The sequence below is a fragment of the Acrocarpospora catenulata genome (assembly GCF_018476525.1).
Classification (GTDB): Bacteria; Actinomycetota; Actinomycetes; order Streptosporangiales; family Streptosporangiaceae; genus Acrocarpospora; species Acrocarpospora catenulata.
Map to the genome: position 1 here is coordinate 21,476 of NZ_JAHCST010000055.1, position 20,438 is coordinate 41,913.

20 protein-coding genes are annotated in these 20,438 nt (G+C 71.9%); 7 read left to right on the plus strand and 13 right to left on the minus strand.

The genetic code is table 11. The annotated features are described in order from the left end of the window. Positions 1-16: 16 nt before the first annotated feature. Complete coding sequence (locus KIP79_RS36120) at positions 17-1,759, plus strand: NAD+ synthase (protein WP_214109485.1); 1,743 nt, start codon at positions 17-19, stop codon at positions 1,757-1,759. Between the two features lie 16 nt (positions 1,760-1,775). On the opposite strand, the gene KIP79_RS36125 is transcribed toward KIP79_RS36120, so the two are convergent. The 3 genes from KIP79_RS36125 to KIP79_RS36135 are packed head-to-tail and all read right to left on the minus strand — an operon-like array spanning position 1,776 to position 5,233. Beyond that, entirely contained in the window at positions 1,776-2,393 is a 618-nt protein-coding gene (locus tag KIP79_RS36125; protein ID WP_250214407.1) for a TetR/AcrR family transcriptional regulator, read from the minus strand. A 4-nt stretch (positions 2,394-2,397) separates the two neighbouring features. Continuing rightward, on the minus strand, positions 2,398-3,960 hold the full coding sequence (locus tag KIP79_RS36130) for an MFS transporter (protein WP_308170066.1): 1,563 nt from the start codon (positions 3,958-3,960) through the stop codon (positions 2,398-2,400). A gap of 58 nt (positions 3,961-4,018) precedes the next feature. Then, positions 4,019-5,233 (minus strand): MFS transporter, encoded by a 1,215-nt coding sequence (locus tag KIP79_RS36135; RefSeq protein WP_214109486.1) that lies wholly within the window; start codon positions 5,231-5,233, stop codon positions 4,019-4,021. Between the two features lie 158 nt (positions 5,234-5,391). Between KIP79_RS36135 and panB the strand changes: the two genes are divergently transcribed. Next, positions 5,392-6,234 carry a 3-methyl-2-oxobutanoate hydroxymethyltransferase gene (panB, locus tag KIP79_RS36140; protein ID WP_214109487.1) on the plus strand — a complete coding sequence of 281 codons (843 nt, stop codon included), beginning with the start codon at positions 5,392-5,394 and terminating at the stop codon, positions 6,232-6,234. Here the strand turns inward: panB and KIP79_RS36145 are convergent. Both KIP79_RS36145 and KIP79_RS36150 read right to left on the minus strand, forming a co-directional pair. Beyond that, positions 6,225-7,130, minus strand: coding sequence for a threonine/serine dehydratase (locus KIP79_RS36145; RefSeq protein ID WP_214109488.1), 906 nt, complete (start codon positions 7,128-7,130; stop codon positions 6,225-6,227). The genes panB and KIP79_RS36145 overlap by 10 nt on opposite strands. 10 nt (positions 7,131-7,140) lie before the next feature. Continuing rightward, positions 7,141-8,319, minus strand: a complete 1,179-nt coding sequence (locus tag KIP79_RS36150) for a trans-sulfuration enzyme family protein (protein ID WP_214109489.1) — start codon at positions 8,317-8,319, stop codon at positions 7,141-7,143. A 91-nt stretch (positions 8,320-8,410) separates the two neighbouring features. On the opposite strand from KIP79_RS36150, the gene KIP79_RS36155 reads away from it, so the two are divergent. Together KIP79_RS36155 and KIP79_RS36160 are read left to right on the plus strand one after the other, a co-directional pair. Then, complete coding sequence (locus KIP79_RS36155) at positions 8,411-9,859, plus strand: aminotransferase-like domain-containing protein (protein ID WP_214109490.1); 1,449 nt, start codon at positions 8,411-8,413, stop codon at positions 9,857-9,859. 64 nt (positions 9,860-9,923) lie between these two features. Further along, positions 9,924-10,604: an alpha/beta hydrolase gene (locus tag KIP79_RS36160; protein ID WP_214109491.1), complete on the plus strand. Its 681-nt coding sequence runs from the start codon at positions 9,924-9,926 to the stop codon at positions 10,602-10,604. Here the strand turns inward: KIP79_RS36160 and npdG are convergent. Continuing rightward, entirely contained in the window at positions 10,601-11,278 is a 678-nt protein-coding gene (gene npdG / locus KIP79_RS36165) for an NADPH-dependent F420 reductase (protein WP_214109492.1), read from the minus strand. The genes KIP79_RS36160 and npdG overlap by 4 nt on opposite strands. A 51-nt stretch (positions 11,279-11,329) precedes the next feature. Beyond that, positions 11,330-12,472, minus strand: a complete 1,143-nt coding sequence (locus KIP79_RS36170; protein WP_214109493.1) for a lipase family protein — start codon at positions 12,470-12,472, stop codon at positions 11,330-11,332. 175 nt (positions 12,473-12,647) lie between these two features. Here KIP79_RS36170 and KIP79_RS36175 point away from each other — a divergent pair, with 175 nt between their 5' ends. Next, the gene (locus KIP79_RS36175) at positions 12,648-13,229 is read left to right on the plus strand and encodes a hypothetical protein (protein ID WP_372453740.1); all 582 of its coding nucleotides are present in this window, start codon (positions 12,648-12,650) and stop codon (positions 13,227-13,229) included. Between the two features lie 4 nt (positions 13,230-13,233). Here KIP79_RS36175 and KIP79_RS36180 read toward each other — a convergent pair whose 3' ends face one another. After that, positions 13,234-14,160: a LysR family transcriptional regulator gene (locus tag KIP79_RS36180; protein ID WP_214109495.1), complete on the minus strand. Its 927-nt coding sequence runs from the start codon at positions 14,158-14,160 to the stop codon at positions 13,234-13,236. A gap of 73 nt (positions 14,161-14,233) precedes the next feature. Here KIP79_RS36180 and KIP79_RS36185 point away from each other — a divergent pair, with 73 nt between their 5' ends. Then, positions 14,234-14,506: a CBU_0592 family membrane protein gene (locus KIP79_RS36185; RefSeq protein WP_214109496.1), complete on the plus strand. Its 273-nt coding sequence runs from the start codon at positions 14,234-14,236 to the stop codon at positions 14,504-14,506. 6 nt (positions 14,507-14,512) lie between these two features. On the opposite strand, the gene KIP79_RS36190 is transcribed toward KIP79_RS36185, so the two are convergent. Together KIP79_RS36190 and KIP79_RS36195 are read right to left on the minus strand one after the other, a co-directional pair. After that, positions 14,513-14,914 (minus strand): CdiA C-terminal domain-containing protein, encoded by a 402-nt coding sequence (locus KIP79_RS36190; protein ID WP_214109497.1) that lies wholly within the window; start codon positions 14,912-14,914, stop codon positions 14,513-14,515. Between the two features lie 29 nt (positions 14,915-14,943). Beyond that, on the minus strand, positions 14,944-15,117 hold the full coding sequence (locus KIP79_RS36195) for a hypothetical protein (protein WP_308170067.1): 174 nt from the start codon (positions 15,115-15,117) through the stop codon (positions 14,944-14,946). 42 nt (positions 15,118-15,159) lie between these two features. On the opposite strand from KIP79_RS36195, the gene map reads away from it, so the two are divergent. Then, on the plus strand, positions 15,160-16,011 hold the full coding sequence (gene map / locus KIP79_RS36200; RefSeq protein WP_214109499.1) for a type I methionyl aminopeptidase: 852 nt from the start codon (positions 15,160-15,162) through the stop codon (positions 16,009-16,011). On the opposite strand, the gene KIP79_RS36205 is transcribed toward map, so the two are convergent. From KIP79_RS36205 to KIP79_RS36215, 3 genes are all read right to left on the minus strand, one after another. After that, positions 16,008-18,005: a bifunctional copper resistance protein CopD/cytochrome c oxidase assembly protein gene (locus tag KIP79_RS36205; RefSeq protein ID WP_214109500.1), complete on the minus strand. Its 1,998-nt coding sequence runs from the start codon at positions 18,003-18,005 to the stop codon at positions 16,008-16,010. The genes map and KIP79_RS36205 overlap by 4 nt on opposite strands. A gap of 73 nt (positions 18,006-18,078) precedes the next feature. Next, positions 18,079-18,687 carry a copper resistance CopC family protein gene (locus KIP79_RS36210; protein WP_214109501.1) on the minus strand — a complete coding sequence of 203 codons (609 nt, stop codon included), beginning with the start codon at positions 18,685-18,687 and terminating at the stop codon, positions 18,079-18,081. A gap of 65 nt (positions 18,688-18,752) precedes the next feature. Beyond that, positions 18,753-20,075: a helix-turn-helix domain-containing protein gene (locus KIP79_RS36215; RefSeq protein WP_308170068.1), complete on the minus strand. Its 1,323-nt coding sequence runs from the start codon at positions 20,073-20,075 to the stop codon at positions 18,753-18,755. Between the last annotated feature and the right edge of the window lie 363 nt (positions 20,076-20,438).

Genomic DNA, 20,438 nt, shown 5'->3' on the forward strand with positions numbered 1-20,438 from the left:
GCCGTACTGTGGTGGCGTGGCCCAACTGCGCATCGCCCTCGCTCAGACCAACCCCGTCGTCGGCGACCTGGACGGCAACGCCGCCAAACTGGTGGACTGGACCCGGCGCGCCGCCGAGTCCGGCGCCCACCTGGTGGTGTTCACCGAGATGTTCCTGACCGGGTATCCGGTGGAGGACCTGGTGCTCCGCGCCTCGTTCGTGGAGGCCTCCCTGGCCGCCCTGGAGGACGTCGCCGCCCGGCTGGCCGCCGAGGGGCTCGGCGAGATCCCGGTCGTCACCGGCTACGTCGACCGCGCCCAGCGGGCCTTCCGGGTCGGCCAGCCCAAGGGCGCCCCGCTGGACGCCGCCGCCCTGCTGTACCAGGGCCGGGTGGTGGTCCGCACGGCCAAGCACCACCTGCCCAACTACGGCGTCTTCGACGAGTACCGCTACTTCGTGCGCGGCGACCGGCTGCCGGTCTTCCGGCTGCACGGGGTGGACGTGGCCGTCGCCATCTGCGAGGACCTCTGGCAGGAGGGCGGTCCGGTCTCGGTGGCCGGGCAGGCAGGGGCCGGGCTGCTGGTGGTGCCGAACGCCTCGCCGTACGAGAAGGAGAAGGACGACGTGCGGCTGGCGCTGTGCGCGCGGCGGGCCAGGGAGGCGGGGTGCGCGCTGGCCTACGCCAACCAGGTGGGCGGGCAGGACGAGCTGGTCTTCGACGGCGACTCGCTGGTGGTCTCCGCCGACGGCGAGCTGATCGCCCGGGCCGGGCAGTTCACCGAGGAGCTGCTGATCACCGACCTGGATCTGCCGGTGGGCACCGGCGAGCCCGGCGAGTTCCCGATGGACGCCGGGGACGGCACCACGATCACCGTCGAGCGGCTGGTGCTCTCCACCGAGCCGCTCGCCTACCCCGCCCTGCCGCCGGTGGTGGCCGAGCGGCTGGACGACCTGGCCGAGGTCTACCAGGCGCTGGTGCTCGGGGTGCGGGACTACGTGACCAAGAACGGCTTCCGTTCGGTGATCCTGGGCCTGTCCGGCGGCATCGACTCGGCGCTCACCGCCACCATCGCGGCCGACGCGATCGGGGCCGGCCGGGTGCACGTGGTGCTGATGCCGTCCCGCTACTCCTCCGACCACTCCGTCCTGGACGCCGAGGAGCTGGTCCGCCGCCAGGGCCTCAACGCCCAGGTGGTGCCCATCGCCGACCTGGTCAGCGCGTTCGAGAAGGAGATCGAGCTGACCGGTCTGGCGGCGGAGAACCTCCAGGCGCGGGTGCGCGGGCTGACCCTGATGGCGCTGTCCAACCAGCACGGGCACCTGGTGCTCACCACCGGCAACAAGAGCGAGCTGGCCACCGGGTACTCCACCCTGTACGGCGACTCGGCCGGCGGGTTCGCCCCGATCAAGGATGTGCCGAAGAGCATGGTCTGGGCGCTGTCCCGGTGGCGGAACACCCAGTCCACGCCGCCGCCCATCCCGGAGAACTCGATCACCAAGGAGCCCAGCGCCGAGCTGCGGCCCGACCAGCGGGACACCGACTCGCTCCCGCCGTACGAGGTGCTGGACCGCATTCTCGACGACTACGTGGAGCGGGACCTGGGGCGGGCTGGGCTGATCGCGGCCGGGCACGACCCGGAACTGGTCACCCGGGTGATCCGGCTGGTGGACCTGGCCGAGTACAAGCGCCGTCAGTACCCGCCGGGCCCGAAGATCACGCCGAAGAACTTCGGGCGGGACCGGCGGCTGCCGATCACCAACCGCTGGCGGGAGGGCTGACCGGCGCGAACGGGGGTTACCTCGCCCGGAAGCCGAGCAACGCCTCGTCCACGATCCGGGCGGCCAGGTCGTCCGGGAGCGGGTCGAGGTCGGAGGCCCACTTGGTGTGCCACATCATGGTGCCGCTGAGCATGGCCATGGCGAGCTCCACGTCCAGGTCCTCGCGGAGTTCGCCGGAGGCGCGGCCGCGCTCCAGCACGGCCTGCAGGGCGCAGCGGCGCGGCTCGATGACGCTCTGCCGGAACCGCTCGTAGAGGCGGGGGTGGCGCTCCGGCTCGCTCATCGCGATGTTCATGATGCACCGGGTGCGCAGGGTCCGGGAGTCCTGGCGCATCACGTCCAGGTACACGATGAGGTCCTCCCGGACCGAGCGGCCGGCGAGGGCCGGCAGCGGTGCCTTGAGGGTGGCCAGCGCGTCGCCGACCAGGTCCTCCTTGTTGGTCCAGCGCCGATAGATGGTGGTCTTGCCGACCCCCGCCCGGGCGGCGACCGCCTCGATGGACAGCTCCGACACCGAGGTGCCCTCGCCGATCAGGTCCAGGGCGGCGCCGATGATCGCCTTCTCCGCCTTCTCGCTCCGGGGACGCCCCCGGACCGCGGCCTGCCGCGTCATCCTGACCTCACCTACCGTCATCTCGTCAAACTACCGCTGTTTCCTTCGCTTCAATGCCACCCACGGGGGCGGAAATCACCGGCGGACGGCCCGGCATCCAGCGTGCCACCACCAGCGCGCCGATCAGCGCGACGACGGCGGCCCCGGCGGCGGCCCAGTGCATGCCGGTCATGAAGGCGTCGTCGGCCGCCGCCAGCAGCGCCGCGCCACGCGGGCCGAGCTCGGCGGCCACGCCCGCCGCGCCCGCGATGGACTCGGTGACCAGGTGGCCGACCTCGGCGGGCAGACCCGCGGCCTGACCCTCCATACCGTTCCGGTAGCTGGCCGAGAGCACGGCGCCCAGGATGGCGATGCCGAGGGTGCCGCCGATCTGGCGGACCACGTTGCTCATCGAGGAGCCCACCCCGGCCTTCTCCCTGGGCAGCGCGTTCATGATCGCGGTGGTCGTGGTGGGCAGGATGCAGGCCATCGCGGCGCCCTGCACGAAGGACAGGACCAGCAGGATCCAGACCGGTGTGGTCACGCTGACCAGCGCGTACGCGGCGAGGACACCGGCGATCACGAGCATCGACAGGGTGCCGACCAGGCGGCTGCCGTACCGCTGCACGATCTTGGCGCTCTGCGGGGCGAACAGCAGCTGGGCCGCCGCGAAGGGCAGGACCAGCGCGCCGGACTGGAGCGGGGAGTAGCCGCGCACGATCTGCCAGTAGAAGGCCATGAAGAACATCATGCCCATGGCCGAGAAGAAGACCAGGCCGGTGCTGGCGATCGCGGTGGAGAAGCCCGCATTGCGGAAGTTGCGCACGTCGAAGGCCGGGTGGTCGGTGCGGGACTCGTGCCAGACGAAGACCGCCAGGATGAGCAGGCCGGCGAGGGACGGGACGATCACGGTGGCGTCGGCCATCGTGCCCAGTTCGGTGATGCGGACCAGGCCGTACACCAGGGCGACCAGGCCCACGATGGACAGCAGCACGCCGATCGGGTCCAGGCTGGTCTTGTTCGGATCCTTGGAGTCGGGCACCAGCGTGCCGATCAGGGCCACCGCGAGCAGCACGATCGGGACGTTGATCAGGAAGACCGAGCCCCACCAGAAGTGTTCGAGCAGCAGGCCGCCGGTGATCGGGCCGATGGCCACCGCGATGCCGACGCCGCCGGCCCAGATGCCGATGGCCCTGCCGCGCTCGCGCACCGGGAAGACGTTGGAGATGATCGCCAGGGTGGCCGGCATGATCGCGGCGCCGCCGAGGCCCATCGCCGCCCTGGCGAAGATGAGCTGGGCCGGGTCCTGGGCGTACGCGCTGGCGAGCGAGGAAAGGCCAAAAAGGATCATGCCGATCAGGAGCATGCGCTTGCGGCCGAACCGGTCACCAAGCACGCCGAAGGTGAAGAGCAGTCCGGCGAAGACGAGCGTGTAGGAGTTCATCGCCCACTCCAGCTCGCCCTGGGTGGCGCCAAGCCCGTGCACCGGATCGGCGATCGTCTTGATCGCCACGTTCAGGATGGTGTTGTCGAGCACCACCGCCAGCAGGCTGAACACCATCACGCCGAGGATCTGCCAGCGGCGTGGATGACCCGTTTCTAGGTCCACAAAGTCCCCCAAGATTTTCGAAACGGACGAGTTTCGCTACGGGAGCGTATCGCAAGATCTATACGATACGCAACGGTTCCGTTTCGTTAAGATTTGCCCCACTTTCGGCACGGCCCAGCTGATGGGCCAGCGCTGCCAGGCCCGTAAGAACCAATCCGACCAGGCCTGCCCCGGCGAACGCCCAGCCGGGGCCGGCGTGGTCGATGATGAAGCCGGTGACCGGGCCGGCGGCGGAGACGCCGATGGTGAGGAAGGTGCCGTGCAGGCCCAGGGCCTCACCGCGGACGGTGGTGGGGACCGACTGGTTGACCACGTCCACGGTGGCCGACAGGGCGGGGGCGCAGAGCAGGCCGCAGGGGACCAGGGCCAGGCTGAGCCACCACCAGCCGCCGCCGACCAGGCCGACCGGGACGGTCAGCGCGCAGAGCGCGACGATCAGCATGAACGGGGAGAGACCCCGCGACAGCCCGCCGTACACGAAACCGCCGATCAGCGAGGCGAAGCACCACAGCGCGATGACCAGGCCGACCCAGCCGGTGGCGCCCCGATGCTCCAGGGTGGAGACGATGGCCAGGTCGGTGGCGGTGAGAGTGAAGGTCAGCGTGCCGGCGGCCAGCAGCACGGTGACCAGCCGGGCGGTGAGCCACCGGCGGCGGGGCACCCGCTCGCCGGTGTCGGCGGCCTCCTCCTCCGCCGACCGGGTGGGCGGGTTCAGCACGTACAGCGCCGTGCCGGCCAGCACGAACCCGGCGGCGATGATCCACATGGCGGTGGCGCTGGACAGCGCGGTCACCCCGGCGGCGGCCAGCGCCGGCCCCACCATGAAGGACGCCTCGGTGGCCATCGAGTCCAGCGCGAACCCGGTGCGGTGGTCCTCCTTCGGCACCATGGCCGCCACGCACTGCCGGATCAGCCCGAACGACGGCAGCACGAGCAGCCCGCCCACCCCGGCCAGCACCACCAGCGCCGGGTACGGCAACGCCGGGGCGACCACCCAGAACGCCAGTTGGACCAGGGTGGTGAGCGCGATCACCGGCCGCGCCCCGCGCCGGTCGATCCACCGGCCGAGCAGCGGCGCGCCCACCGCCATGCCCACCGTCGCCGCGGCCCCGGCCACGCCCGCGTGCGTCCAGCTCAGCCCCAGCGTCTTCACCACGTGCAGGGTCAGCACCAGTCCGGTCGCGGTCTGCGGCAGCCGGCTGAACAGCGCCAGGATCATCAGGTTCCGCACGCCCGGCAGCCCGAGGACCCGCCGGTAAGGTTCTATTGCCATTGTTGTGACTTACCTCCCGACGCATTGTGCCGGGTGCCACCGACAAGTTCGCTACTGGATTAACCCAGGGGTGCGGGCTGTTCGTGATGGTGGTGACATGCAATGATCTGAGCAGTCCGGGGACGCCGCTGGGGCGCCACGAGACCATGGAGGTAGCCATGTCCTCTGCACATTCCGCTGCCCACGCGCTCTATGGCGGTACCGCCGGGCGCCGGGTCACCGTCCGCGACATCGCCGCCGCCAAGGGGCGGCACGAGCGCTGGCCGATGGTCACCGCGTACGACGCGATGACCGCGAAGGTCTTCGACGAGGCCGGGATCCCGGTGATGCTCGTCGGCGACTCGGCCGCGATGGTGGTCTACGGGTACGACTCGACCCTGCCGGTGACGGTCGACGACCTGATCCCGCTCACCGCGGCCGTGGTCCGCGGCTCCTCCCGGGCGCTGGTCGTGGCCGACCTGCCGTTCGGGTCCTACCAGGGCTCACCCCAGCAGGCGCTGGAGACCGCGGCCCGGTTCATGAAGGAGGCCGGGGCGCACGCGGTGAAGCTGGAGGGCGGGAGCCGGGTGCTCCCGCAGGTCGAGACGCTGGTCGCGGCCGGCGTGCCGGTGATGGGCCACCTGGGCCTGACTCCGCAGTCGGTGAACGCCTTCGGCGGCTACCGGGTGCAGGGCCGGGGGCAGTCCGGCGACGAGCTGATGGCCGACGCCAAGGCGCTGGAGCACGCCGGGGCCTTCGCGGTCGTGCTGGAGTGCGTGCCGGCCGAGCTCGCCGCCCGGGTCACGGCGGCGCTGTCCATCCCCACCATCGGCATCGGCGCCGGTCCCGGCACCGACGCCCAGGTGCTGGTCTGGCAGGACCTGATGGGCCTGACCGAGCGGCCGGCCAAGTTCGTGAAGAAGTACTTCGACCTGGCCGGCGCGATGGACCGGGCGGTCAGGGAGTTCGCCGACGAGGTGACCAGCGGGGCCTTCCCCACCGCCGAGCACAGCTACAGCTGATCCCCTGAGAGGGTGGCGGGGTCGGTGTTGGAACCGCAGACGATCACGGCCACCCTCTCCCCGGGCTCCGGCCGGTAGGCCCCGCTCCGCAGCGCCGCCAGCGCGGCGGCTCCGGCGTGCTCGGCCGCCACCCGGTACTCCGCCCACAGGGCCAGCCGGGCCTCGATGATCGCCTCGTCGGAGACCAGCACGCTGCTCACCCGCCCGGCCACCGTGTCGAAGGCGATCCGCCCGACCCGGCTGGCGCCCAGCGCGTCCGCGCCCACCCCGCTGACCGCGACCTGGGTCGGCTCGCCCGCCTGGAGCGCCCGGTGCAGGGTGGGGATGAGCTCGGGCTCCACGGCCACCACCGCGGCCCGCCCGTCCAGCGCGGCCACCACCCCGGCCACCAGGCCGCCCCCGCCCACCGCCACCAGCACGGTGTCCACCTCGGGCAGCTCCAGGGCCAGGGTCCCCTGACCGGCCACCACCTCCGGCTGGTCGTAGGCGTGGATCTCCAGCGCCCCGGTGTCGGCGGCCCGTTTCCTGGACGCCTCCAGGGCCTCCTGGTAGATCGCGCCGCCGACCACCACCTCGGCGCCGAGCGCGCGCAACCCGGCGATCTTGACCGGCGCGCACACCTCCGGCACGAAGATCTCCGCCCGCACCCCGAGCCGCCGGGCCGCATACGCCACCGCCAGGCCGTGGTTGCCGCCGCTGGCCGCGATCACCCCGGCGGCGGGCAATTCGGCCGCGAGCATGCGGTTGAACGCGCCCCTGACCTTGAAGGAGCCGGCGTGCTGGAGGCACTCCAGCTTGAGCCAGCGGTCCGGCTCGGCCTGGTAGGCAGGGGTGTGGCGGACATACCCGTCGATGCGGCGCGCCGCCTGCGCCACGTCCTGGCTGGTGACCCTCATCCGGCGAACTCTAGAGGGCGTCGAGCGCCCGCGCGATGTCGGCCCAGAGGTCCTCGGGGTGCTCGATGCCGATGGCCAGCCGTACGGTGCCGGGGCCGATCCCGGCCGCGGCCAGCCCGTCCTCGTCGAGGAACCGGTGCGAGGTGGTGGCCGGGTGCAGGACCAGCGTCTCCACCCCGCCAAGCGAGGGCGCCAGCAGGGCCACCTCGATGGTGCTCATGAACTTGGCCCCCGCTTCCCTGCCCCCGGCCAGGTCGAAGGAGAGCACGCCGCCGAAGTCGGGCATCAGCTTGGCGGCCAGTTCGTAGGAGGGGTGGTCCGGCAGGCCCGGCCAGTGCACGGCGGCCACCGCCGGGTGGCCGGTCAGGCGGGTGGCCACGGTCCTGGCGTTGGCGCAGTGGCGTTCCATGCGCAGGGCCAGGGTCTGCATGCCGCGCAGGGTCAGCCAGGCGGCGAACGGGTCGCAGCTGGCGCCCAGGGCGCAGGAGTAGGACCAGACCTTGCGGTAGAGGGCGTCGTCGGCGAAGACGGTGATGCCGCCCACCAGGTCGGCGTGGCCGGACAGGTACTTGGTGGTGGAGTGCACGACGATGTCGGCGCCGTGCTCCAGCGGGCGGCAGAGCAGCGGGGAGGCGAAAGTGTTGTCCACCACGGTCAGGATCCCGGCCTCCCTGGCCGCCGCGCACATGCCCGGCAGGTCGGCGACCTGGGTCATCGGGTTGGCGATCGTCTCCAGGTAGAGGAGCTTGGTCTCGGGGCGCACGGCGTCGCGGACGGCCTGGGGGTCGTTCTCCGGCACGTGGGTGACCTGGAGGCCGTACCGCTCGGACAGGTCGTGGAGCATGTGGGCGGTGCCGCCGTACAGGGCCCGCTGGGCGATGACGTGGTCGCCGGGCTGGAGCAGGCCGAGCAGCACGGTGTTGATGGCGCCCATGCCGGATCCGGCGGCGACCGCGGCGACCCCGCCCTCCAGGTCGCTGACGGCCTCCTCCAAGGCGCGCACGGTGGGGTTGCTGTAGCGGGCGTAGACGTAGGCGCCGTCGGGGCGGCCCATGCCGTCGGCGAAGACGGCCGGGTCGTCGAACACGAACCCCGAGGTCTGGTACAGCGGCACGGTGATGGGGGTGCTTCCGTGCACGGACGGCTTGGGCAGGTGCACAACTCGCGTTTCCGGGCGCAAATCAGTCATAGCGCCAAGGATGACCCGAAGATGTGGTCATTGTCAGATCCAATGGCGGATAATTGGCTCGCTTTCCGGACCAATGCCGCTGGAGGTGGCCATGACGGAGGTCGACCGCATCGTGGGCTGGCTGGGGCGCTGGGCGTCCGGGCGGGGGCCGCTCTACCTGCTGCTCGCCGTACGGCTGCGGGCGCTGATCGACGACGGGCTGCTGGCGCCGGGGTCCGCGCTGCCGCCGGATCGGGTGCTGGCCCAGCGGCTGGCGGTCGGGCGGGGGACCGTGGTCGCCGCCTACGACCTGCTCCAGCAGGAGGGGCGGCTGGTCCGGCGGCAGGGCAGCGGGACCAGGGTGGCCGAGGCCGAGCTGCCGACCACCCGGGCCGCCGAGGGGGTGTCCAACCCGCTGCTGCTGCACGTGCTCGACCCGCCGGACGGAGTGCTGCTGCTGACCTGCGCGGCGCCGGTGGAACCGCCGCCGGTGCTGGTGGCCGCCTACCAGGAGGCGGCGGCCCGGCTGGGGCGGGTACGGCACGACATCGGGTACTACCCGGCCGGGCATCCGGAGCTGCGGCAGGCCGTCGCCGCGTACTACACCGCGCGCGGGCTGCCCACCGAGCCGGGCGAGATCCTGATCACCAACGGCGGGCAGCAGGCCATCGCGCTGATCACCGCGCTGCTGGTCGCCCCCGGGGACACGGTGCGGCTGGAGACGCCCACCTATCCGAGCGCGATCGAGATCTTCCGGAACGCGGGGGCGCTGGTGTCGCCGTGCGAGCTCGACGAGACGCACGAGCGGGGCGTGCTGCTGCCGCGCGAGCCGGAGGTGGGCAAGCCCGCCCTGGCGTACCTGGTCCCGACCGCGCACAACCCGACCGGGCGGGTGATGCCGGCCCTGGCCCGGCGGCGGCTGGCCGCCTGGGCGGCCGAGGCGGACGTGCCGCTGATCGACGACGAGGTGCCGGCCGAGCTCTGCTTCGACGGGGTGACCCCGCCCCCGCTGGCCCGCTTCGCCCGGGGCGAGCAGATCCTGACCGTGGCCTCGCTGAGCAAGCTGGTCTGGGGCGGACTGCGGGTGGGCTGGATCCGGGCCTCGGCCGCGCTGATCTCCCGGCTGGCCCGGCTGCGGGCCATCCACGACCTGGGCGGCGACGTGCTCGCCCAGCTGGCGGCCACCGCGCTGCTTGGCCGCCTGGACGAGGTGCGCGCCGCCCGGGTCACCACGCTGCGCGCCCGCCACGACCACCTGCGCGCCGAACTGGCCGCCCACCTGCCGAGCTGGTCCTGCCCGCCCGCGCTCGGCGGCCAGACCCTGTGGGTACGGCTCCCGCGCGGCGACGCCGGGGCCTTCGCCCAGCTGACCGCCCGGCACGGGGTGGCCGTGCCGCCCGGCAGCGCCTTCGACGTCGCCGGGGACCACGCCGCCTGCCTCCGGCTGCCGTTCGTGCACCCCGAGCCCGAGCTCAGCGACGGGGTCCGCCGGTTGGCCGCCGCCTGGGCCGCCTACGACGGCACCCGGCGCCGTGCGGCGCTCCAGCCGCTGGTGGTGTGAGTTTTCCCGTTCGCGCTTAGAGGACGGGCGATGCTGGGAGATGAATCCGATGGATGCTGGAGAAATGGACGCGACCTTCGTGCTGGTGCACAGCCCCTCCGTCGGCCCGGCCACCTGGCGGGCGGTGGCGGAGGAGCTGCGGGCGCGCGGGCGGAGGGTCGTGGTGCCGTCGCTGGTCGACATCGGAGCGGGGGCGCCGCCGTACTGGCCGCGGGTGGTGGACGAGGTGGTGGCCGCCGCGCCCGCCGGGCCGATCGCGCTGGTGGCGCACAGCAACGCGGGGCTGTTCATGCCGCTGATGGTGGAGGCGCTGCGCGGGCAGATCGCGGTCTGCCTGTTCGTGGACGCGGCGCTGCCGCCCCGGACCGGGTCGGTGGCCGCCGCGGAGCCCGAGCATCTGGCCTTCCTGGGCGCGCTGGCCGACTCCGACGGGATCCTGCCCCGATGGACCGACTGGTGGCCGGATGAGGCGATCGCCCAGCTGGTGCCGGACGACGTGCTCCGGCGGGAGGTCATCGCGGAGCAGCCCCGGCTGCCGCTCGCCTACTACACACAGAACATCCCGGTGCCCGCGAAGTGGGATCACGTGCGCGGGGCCTACCTCTGGTTCAGCGAGCCCTACGCCCGTGCCGCCAAGGAGGCGGACGAGCGCGGCTGGCCGGTCGCCCGGATCCCGGGCGACCACCTGCACCAGCTGGTGGCCCCCGCCGACATCGCCGCCTGGCTGGTCAACGCCGCGCTCTAGACGTCGGTGACCCGCACTCCCGCGTGCGCCTTGTACCGCCGGTTGATCGAGATCAGGTTGGCGGTCAGCGCCTCCACCTGGTGCGCGTTCCGCAACCGTCCCCCGTAGATCCCCCGGACCCCGCCGATCCGCCCGGCCAGCGCCTGCACCAGGTCGGTGGCCTCCCGGTCGTCCCCCAGCACGAGCACGTCCAGATCCACGCTGGCCACGTCCGGGTCGAGCAGCAGCATCGCCGACACGTGATGGAACGCCGCCGCCACCCGGCTCTCCGGCAGCACGGCCGCCGCCTGCTGGGCCGCGCTCCCCTCCTCCACCGCCAGCGCGTACGCCCCCTGCTTGTCGAACCCCAGCGGGTTCACGCAGTCCACGACGATCTTCCCGGCCAGCTCCGCCCGCAGGCCCTCCAGCGTCGCCCGATGCCCCTCCCAGGGCACCGCCACGATCACCACATCGGCCTCGCGCGCGACGGCCGCGTTCTCCCCGCCCTCGACCCCGCCGCCCCCCGGCATGTCGTTCAGCTCCTCAGCGGCCCGCTGAGCCCGACCCGCGTCCCTGGACCCCACCAAGACCCGATGCCCCGCCAGCGCGAACCGGTACGCCAGCCCTTTCCCCTGGTCCCCGGTCCCACCGAGGATCGCGACGACAACACCCGAAACATCAGTCAGCTCAGCCATGACCACGATGATGCCAGGCGCCTTTCCGTACGCCTCCGGCAGCCCGGGTTCTCAGCAGTTGCCGATGGCGGGGAGGCCGAGAAGGCGGGAGGCGAGCCAGGCGATGGCCAGGGGGGCACCTTCGGCGGCGCCGAGGACGTGGGACGGGGCGGGGAGGGAGGTCCAGAGCAGGGTGGTGTTCTGGGCGCAGTAGGCGCGGCGGAGGGTGCGGCTGACGGAGATGGGGATGATCTCGTCGTCTTTGGCGTGGTAGATGAACAGGGGGACGGAGGGTTTGGTGGCGCCCAGGCGGTTCTCCTGGAGGCGGGTCCGCCAGACGGGGAGGTTGAGCAGGTCGGTGGTGGTCAGGGACTTGAGGGTGCGGTTGCGGAGTTTGGCGCGGATGTCGCCGATGCAGTGGCCGCGGGCGGCGGTGAAGATCGCGTTGCCCTCCGGGGTGAGGTAGCTCGCGAGGGCGAGCTCGGGGTAGGCGGCGTCCAGGCCGAGGCCGGCCGCGGCGGCCAGGCCGAAGTCGGGGCCGCCGTCCAGGTGGTCGGCGACCGCCTTCAGGTCGGCCGGCACGCCGCCGGCCGCGACCCCCTTGAGCTTCAGTTCCGGCGCGTACGAGGCGTGCAGCTCGCCCGCCCATCCGGCGGCGGAACCGCCCTGGGAGTAGCCCATGACCAGCACCGGGCCGCCGGAGGCGACTTTGGCGGCCGGGAGGCGGGTGGCCGCGCGGACGGAGTCCAGCACCGCCTGGCCCTGGGAGCGGCCCGCCATGTAGGTGTGGTCGCCCGGCGTGCCGAGCCCCTCGTAGTCGGTGACCGCCACCGCCCAGCCCTTGAGCAGCATCAGGCTCATGACCGTCAGCTCCAGCTCCGCCCCGCGGGCCATCGCGCGGGAGGGCGCGCACTGGTCGCCCAGGCCGTGGGTGCCCACCGCGTACCCGACGACGGGCCGTTTGCCGAGCGGGTAGCGGACCTTGGGCACCAGCAGGGTGCCGGAGACGACGGTGGGGGCGCCGGTCGCGGTGGTGGAGCGGTAGCGCAGCTGCCAGGCGTTGACCGGGACCTCCAGGCGCTTGCCGGGCGCGAGGTAGACGGTCGTGGGGGTGGCCGACACCACGTCACCGGGGGCGGCGGCCTGGGCCGGCAGCGGGTTGAGGAGGAGCAGGGAGCCGACGACAAGCATGGTGAGACCAGTACGGACGCGCACGGAGAGCCGCCTTTCGAAGCCGCCCTTGCCTTGACGGCGTCCGTACCGGGTCGACGGCGCCGAGCTCGATGGTTACCTGCCGGTAGATCCCGGTCAAGGAACCGGACCCGAAAACTATGGCCCGCCGTCCCGAAGTTCGACCGATCTTGACATCCGGTGGGGCACCATGGGCGCCATGGACGCGGCGGCGGTCAGGTTCTTACGGGAGGCGCTGGACGCCACCGGATGGGTGGCACGGACCCGCGAGTTCGGGCGGGCGCTGCGCGGCACCCGCTCGCCGGGCGGACTGCTGCTGGTCGGGACGCCGGAGGAGGAGCCCTGGCACCTCACCGCCCACCTGGCGGACGAGGCGCGGTTCACGGGGCTGGCCCAGCTGACGCCGACGCTGGTGCGCTGGGCGCCGCCGGTGGACGCCCCGCCGCACCTGCGGGTCGGGGTGGACCGGCTGGCCGGGGCAGGGCGCGGGGAGACGCTGCTGGTGGTGGCCGAGCAGCGGGCGCCGGTGCCGCTGCTGGAGCGGGTGGACGACGCGCGGCGCACCGGCGCCACCATCCTGGCCCTGGACGGCGGGGACCCGGAGCTGGAGGCGCTGGCACACGACGCGCTCGCGGTGCCGGCGCTGGGCGCGCCCCTCTCCTTCGACGGCGCGCAGCACCTGGTCAGCCTGGCCGCCGGGGAGCTCCCCCGCCGCGCGGGGCTACGGGAGCGCCTGGCCCGGCTGGCCGACCGGGTGAGCGGGCCGCGTCTGCGGGACTGAGCTCTCAGTGGCGTTTCAGGGTGTCGCTGAGGGCGGTGGCGGCTTCCCTCAGTGCCTCCAGGACAACCGCCTGCACGGGGTCGGGGGCGCCGGAGCGGGTCTTGCTGATCCGGGTGAGGGCCTCGATGCGGCGGGAGCCGACGCCGTGGATGTCGGTGAGCACCACGTGGTCGGCCGGGGCGTCCAGCAGCGCCAGGTGGGGGACGATGGCCACGCCGTACCCGGCCGAGACCAGGGCCAGCATGGGCGGGAACTCCGAGAGCACATGCATCCGGCGGGGGGTGAAACCGTGCAGCTGGGCGAGGCGGTCCAGGGCCTGGCCGCACGCCCCGGAGGGCAGCCCGGCCACCCACGGCAGGTCGGCCAGCTCGCCCACGTCGGCGGGGACCGGCCCGCCGGGCGGGACCACGATGCGGTACTCGTCGTCGTAGAGCCGGTGCCGGGACATGGACGGCAGCGCGGGGGCGGGCTGGCTCATGTCCCGCTCGGTGACCACCAGGTCCACCCCGCCCAGCCGGAGCTCCTGGATCGCGGGCGCCCCGTAGATCTCGTGGATGACTGGGGTGATGAGCGGGTGCCGCTCGGCCAGCATCCCCAGCGCGGGCACCAGCAGGTGACGGATGACGGTCGGGAAGGCCGCCACGGTGACCGGCCCGGCGATGCGCTCGGTGAAGCGGTTGAGCTCGTTCCTGGCCTCGGCGAGCTGCTCCTCGATGCGCTCGCCGTACGCTGAGAGCACCCGGCCCGCCGGGGTGACCGAGATGCGGCGCTGGGAGCGGTCCACAAGCGCGATGCCGACCTCCCGTTCCAGCTGGGCGAGCTGCTGGGAGACGGCGGACGGGGTGAGATGCAGGGCTTCCGCCGCTTTCATCACGCCACCCCTGCGGGCCACCTCGTGCAGGATGCGCAGCCGCCGCGGGTCGATTTCCATAAAGTAGAGCTTACGCTGACCTTAAGTTTTCTTCACTTGTACTTCAATCGAACATCCAACACCATTAGGTGAAATGTCTACCTTCATCACCATTATTGGCACCATCGGGGCGGTCGTGCTGCTGATCGGGTACGGCCTGGTCTCCGCCGCGAAGCTGACCGCCAACGGGCTCGCCTACCAGGCCATCAACATGACCGGCGCGCTCGCCCTGGCCGTCAACAGCGGTTACCACCAGGCCTGGCCGTCCGCGATCCTGAACGTGGTCTGGACCGGCATCGGCGTGCTGACCATCGGAAAGCTGGTCGCGAGACGCGCCGCGGAGCGGGCCCCGGACCTGACCCGGTGACCAGGGTCAGGCGCGGATGTCGTACGCGTCCCCGATCAGCCGCCAGGCGGCGAGGCGGCGGCTGTGCGCGACGGCCTGGAAGCGGCGCACCCCGTCCTGAGCGGCCGCCGCCGTCAGCCCGCTGCCCCTGGCGTCCACCACGGCCTGGTCGGCGTGGCGGGCGGCGCGGCTGAGGGCCATCGCCACGGCGGCGCTGGTGCCGCCCTGGCCGAGCACCACGAAGTCGGTGGCCACCCCGTCGACCAGCGCGTCCGGCCGGTGCCCGATGCGGCCGCAGGGGGTGGGCACCTGGTCGGCCACCGCCACCACCTGGTGGCCCTCGGCGGCCAGGAACTCGGCCACCCGCCGCTCGCTCTCGGAGAATGCCCGGGCCCGTTCATCGACACCGCTCAGCCGATCCTCCCGCATCGCCCCAGCTTGACCATTCCGGTCAATGGTCAGTCGTCGTCCTCGTCCTGGGCCTGCCAGGCCTTGTTCCTGGCCGCCGCGGTCTGCAGCGCCGCCGCCGCCTCGGCCTCCGTCGGGTAGGGACCCATCCGGTCCTTGTTGGGGCAGCCCTTGTCGGGCTCGACGCGCATGTGCTTCAGGCAGAACCACCATTGCTCGGTCACGCCCCTCATCCTGCCCCGTGCGCGCGCAACTAGACTTGCCACATGACGACGCTGCTGCGCCCCGGGCGACTCTCGCCCACCCGGAAGGTCCCCGCCCACATCGAACGCCCTGAGTACGTGGGCAAAGCGGAGCCCCGGCGCAACAGCGACTCGCACGTGCAGACCCCCGAGACCATCGAGCTGATGCGGGTGGCCGGCCGGCTCGCCGCCCAGGCCCTGGCCGAGGTGGGCCGGCACGTGGCTCCCGGCGTCACCACCGACGAGCTCGACCGCATCGGCCACGAGTTCCTGTGCGACCACGGCGCCTACCCGTCCACCCTGGGCTACCGGGGCTACCCCAAGTCGCTCTGCACCTCCATCAACGAGGTCATCTGCCACGGCATCCCCGACGACACGGTGCTGAACGAGGGCGACATCGTCAACGTGGACATCACCGCCTACCTCGGCGGGGTGCACGGCGACACCGACGCCACCTACCTGGTCGGCGAGGTGGACGAGGAGTCCCGGCTACTGGTGGAGCGCACCAGGGAGGCCACCAACCGGGCGATCAAGGCGGTCGCCCCCGGCCGCCAGCTCAACATCGTCGGCCGCGTCATCGAGGCGTACGCGAAACGCTTCGGCTACGGCGTGGTCCGCGACTTCACCGGGCACGGCATCGGGCGCACGTTCCACTCCGGGCTGATCGTGCCGCACTACGAGGACCCGTCGCTGACGGTGACCATGGTGCCCGGCATGACCTTCACCATCGAGCCGATGCTCACCCTGGGCACCATCGACTACGAGATCTGGCCGGACCGCTGGACCGCCGTCACCAAGGACGGCAAGCGCACCGCCCAGTTCGAACACACCGTGCTGGTCACCGAGACCGGGCACGAGATCCTCACGCTGCCCTAGTCGGCCTTCCCCGCGGCCCGCTTGTTCAGTTTGCTCAGGTAGGTGTTGTAGGAGTCGAGTTCGGCGTCGCCTGTCCCGCCCGTGCGGGCCGCGGCCGCGTCGGCCCGCCGGTCGGCCCGGCGCGCCTTGCGCTCGTCGTCCCGCCACCACTGCACGCTCAGCGCGATCAGCACGATCAGCACCGGGATCTCCCCGAACGCCCAGGCGATCGCGCCGCCGGTCTGCTGGTCGCCCACCGCGGTGTCCCCCCAGGTGCGGCCGAGCTGGTCGTACCAGTCCGAGGCGAGCACCGTGCCCATGCTCATCAGGGCCAGCCCGAAGAACGCGTGGAACGGCATGGTGACGAAGAGCAGCAGCAGGCGTCCCACGTACGGGAGCTTGTGCGGCGCCGGGTCGACGCCGATGATCACCCAGAAGTACAGGCAGCCGCTGAGCAGGAAGTGCACGGTCATCGCGATGTGGCCCAGGTGCTCCTCCATCGCCGAGGCGAACAGCGGCGTGAAGTACAGCGCGTAGGTGGAGACCACGAAGAGCGCGGTGGCGATGGCGGGATGGCCGACGAACCTGAGCACCCGGCTGTGCAGGATCACCGTCAGCCACTCACGCGGCCCCCGGTCACCCCGGCGCGCGGCCGGTTTGAGCGCGCGCAGCGCCAGCGTGACCGGCGCGCCCAGCACCAGGAAGATCGGCACCAGCATGGAGAGCACCATGTGCTCGGCCATGTGCACGCTGAACAGCACCGGCGCGTACCTGGCCACCCCGCTCTGGGTGGCCAGCACCAGGATGGCGACCCCGAGGAACCAGGCGATGCTCCGGCCCACCGGCCACCGGTCGCCGCGGCGGGAGAGCCGGACCAGGCCGGCCGCGTACAGACCGCCGAGCAGGGCGGCGAGCACCGCGAAGAACAGGTCGAACCACCACAGAGTGAGCAGGTTGCCCACCGAGACGGGCGGCGGCATCAGGTAGCCGAGCAGGTCGAAGGCGCGGTCGGTGGGCACGTCCACCGGCGGCGGTGCGGTCTGGGCCAGCGCCACCGCCACCCCGACGGTGGCCGCCATCAGCAGGGTCTCGCCCAGCGCCAGCCGCAGGAACGCCCCGGACCGCCCGGCCGAGAGCGCCGGCAGCGTGCGCCCCCGGTGCCACCAGCCGATCACGCCCAGCACGCCGAAGGCGACCAGCTTGGCCACCAGCAGCAGCCCGTACGCGGAGGTGAACAGCGCCGTCACGGACTCCAGCCGGGCCGCCACGCTGGCCAGGCCGGACAGGCCCACCCCCACGAAGCACCACATCGCCATCCGGGAGAACCGCTCTGCGGCGACCGGCAGCTTCTCCGCCGACCGGATGGCGTGCACGCAGAGCAGCCCCAGGCCGCCCACCCACAGCGCCAGGAAGAGCAGGTGGAAGGCCACCGAGGTGGTGGCCAGGCCGTGGTTGGGCGAGGACGAGGAGTGCCCGGTCAGCGCCGGAGGCAAGAGCGTGACCAGCGCGAGCACCAGCAGTCCGCCGGCCGCGCCGACGGTGATCGCGCCGCGCGCGAAGAGCGCGATGGAGACCGCGAAGAGCACCACCAGGGTGAGCGCGATGCCCTGCGGGGTCTGACTGGCGTAGCTGGTCAGCTCGTTGCCGCCGAGAATCGTCCCGATCGGCTGGCCCATCGACTGGGAGAGCCCGAAGACCAGGGTGGAGGCGGCCGCCACCGCCCAGGCCAGCGCCGCCCAGGAGGCGGCCTTGACGTACTCCAGGCCGGACTTGCCGAGCAGGCCCTTGTCGCTGGGGAGCATGGCCGCGGCCATCAGCAGCAGGCCGATGGTGACCACGCCGGCCGCGTCCATGGAGAGTTTGGAGAGCGGGACCATCCACCGGGTCAGCGTGCCCTCGTCGGGCAGGCCGGGGATCACCCTCGGCGTAGCCGCGCCCCCGGCCACCATTCCGATGACCAATGCCACGGCGGCCGCGCACACGCCCGCCACCGCGAGCCTCACGGTTCTGTTCACACCCGGCCTCCGGAGCGTACGGCTACCGCCCAGACGCCCATATTTTGCGATATTTCAAGATTTGGGGCGAACATCAGGGCTTCTTCCGCAGACTGAACGCCATGCCGATGCCGATGCCGGCGATCCCGAACACCACCACCCAGACCCATGGGGGGACCTGGCCGCCCTCCGACGCCGAAGCCGGTGACGGCCGCGCCTCCGGGACCGAGGGGGCCCCTGGAGCCTCGGGGGCCGCCGATGTGGCGGGCGCCTCGGGTGTCGCCTCGGGTGTCGGATCCGGTGCCGGCTCGGCGGCCACCGGCGAGACCGCGGGTGTGGCCGCCGGCGGCGGGGTCACCCGGAACGGGATCTCCCCCTCCAGCGGGTGCCCGTCCCTGGCCACCACGCGGAACGCGACCGTGTAGGCCCCGGCGGGGAGCTGGGGCCCGAGGTCCTGGAGCACCTTCGGCCCCTCCACGCGGGGCTTGCCGTTCTCGTACCGCAACCCGTCCGGGCCGGTGACGATCACGACGGGGAAGCGCACCGACTCGGTGAACTCCAGGGTGACCTTGCGCAGGCCGTCCACCTCTGCACCGCGTGCGGGATGGCTGCTCCGCAGCGAGGTGTGCGCGAGCGCGGGAGCCGTTCCTGACAGCAGGAAGGCCAGGATGACCAGCGCGACGACGACAGGGGTTCTCTTCATGGCGGTCCCCAGGCTACCGACGCGCGCGGCCGGTCCCTACCGCGCCCGCATGATCACCCGTCCCGTCACAACCCCACGCAGGCCAGGGCCCGCTGGTAGGCGTCCACACTGGCGTCGTGGTCACCCAGCTGGGCCATGGTGTCGGCGGCGTGCTGCCAGCTCTCGGCCACCTTGCGAGTCGCCGACAGGTGCTTGAGCGACTCCCCGGCCACCGACAACTCGGTGCTGCACGCCTCGTCCCTGCGCTGCATGAAGTAGATCTGGCCGAGCAGCAGATGCACCTCGGAATGCAGGTGCGGGTTGTTGTCGCCGATCAGGTCCATCGCCTGTTGCGCGTAACCGAGCGCGGTGTCCAGGTCGCCCAGGGCCAGCTCGGCCTGGGCCAGGTAGATCGAGCAGTAGATGACGTCGACCACGCTGGAAGAGGACTCCTTGAGCTCCCCCAGCGCGCGCAGCGCCAGATCACGAGCCACCGCGGCCTCGTCAGGGCGCACCTGGAGCAGCAGCTTGACATAGGCGCCACGGAGCCGGGCCAGGTTGCGCGGGCCGCCGGTCTCGGACTGGATGGCTAATGCGCGCTCGATCAGCGACATGGCCTCCTCCCCGAATCCGACGTGCTCGGCGGCGATGGCGGCGTTCCAGCAGGCGGCGACGATCGAGCGGGGGGTGCCGAGGGTCTCGGCGGCCGACAGCAGCTCGGCGGCGAACTGCCGGGCCCGCAGCAGATCGCCGCGCATGATGTAGACCGAAAGCAGGGTCGAGCCGAGCTCGATCAGATCGTCGTTCCAGTTCGACCGGGCGGTCTCGCTGAGCAGACTCTCGCCGACCCGCACGCCGTCCTGGTAGTCGCCACGCTCCCGGTAGCACCGGCAGAGCGCGATCGCGATGGCTACCCGGCGGGACGGGGTCTGGGACTCCCCGCCGGATTCCATCAGCGAGTTCAGCACCCGGATCGCCTCGTCGAGGTCACCGCACGCCTCTACCGCACGCGCGTAACCGAACTGGGCGTCCTCCCGGAGCGAGTTGAGCCCGAGGATGCTCTTGTCCTCCATCAACTCGCGGTAGCGACGCCGCGCTTCGGCGACCTCGCCGTTCTCCAGCGCCATTCGCGCGAAACGCAGCCCGAGGTCGAGTTCTTCCATCTGCTCGGCCGTGACGCCGTTGACAAGATAGGTCAACGAACAGTCTAGCTTCTGCGCAAGCAGCTCCAGAACGGCCGGAGTTGGCGTACGCTTACCACTCTCGATGAGTGAGACGTATGAGTCTGACAATTCGGGATGGGCAAGCTGGGCCTGGGAGAGACCGCGTTGGCGGCGGATTGTTTTTATCCGCTGACCGACCAAATCTTGACTGGTCACATGCACCCCTTGAGAAGATGTAGGCCCCACAACCAAACACCGACGGGAGAACCCCCCATGATTCGCCGCATCGCCGTCTCAGTCTTAGCTGTAACGATCACAGCCGTCCTGGCTGCCACATCGAATGCTACGACCGCGAGTGCCGCTCCGTCTCCCTACGCCAAGTACGCGTACATCTTCTGCTGCTGATTCGTTACACGGTCAGACCACGGAGACGGCATGACCTGACCCCTCAAGGGCCGTTCACAAGCCCCTACGAGGGTGGTTGGGAGCTACAAGGGATGTCCGCGGGCCTCCTCCAGGGGGTACGCAACCGTCCAGCATCGGACAGTAGAACCGACGACAGCGTCAGGAACAAGGGACCATACCCGGGGTTGTGGTTGACCGTTGGCC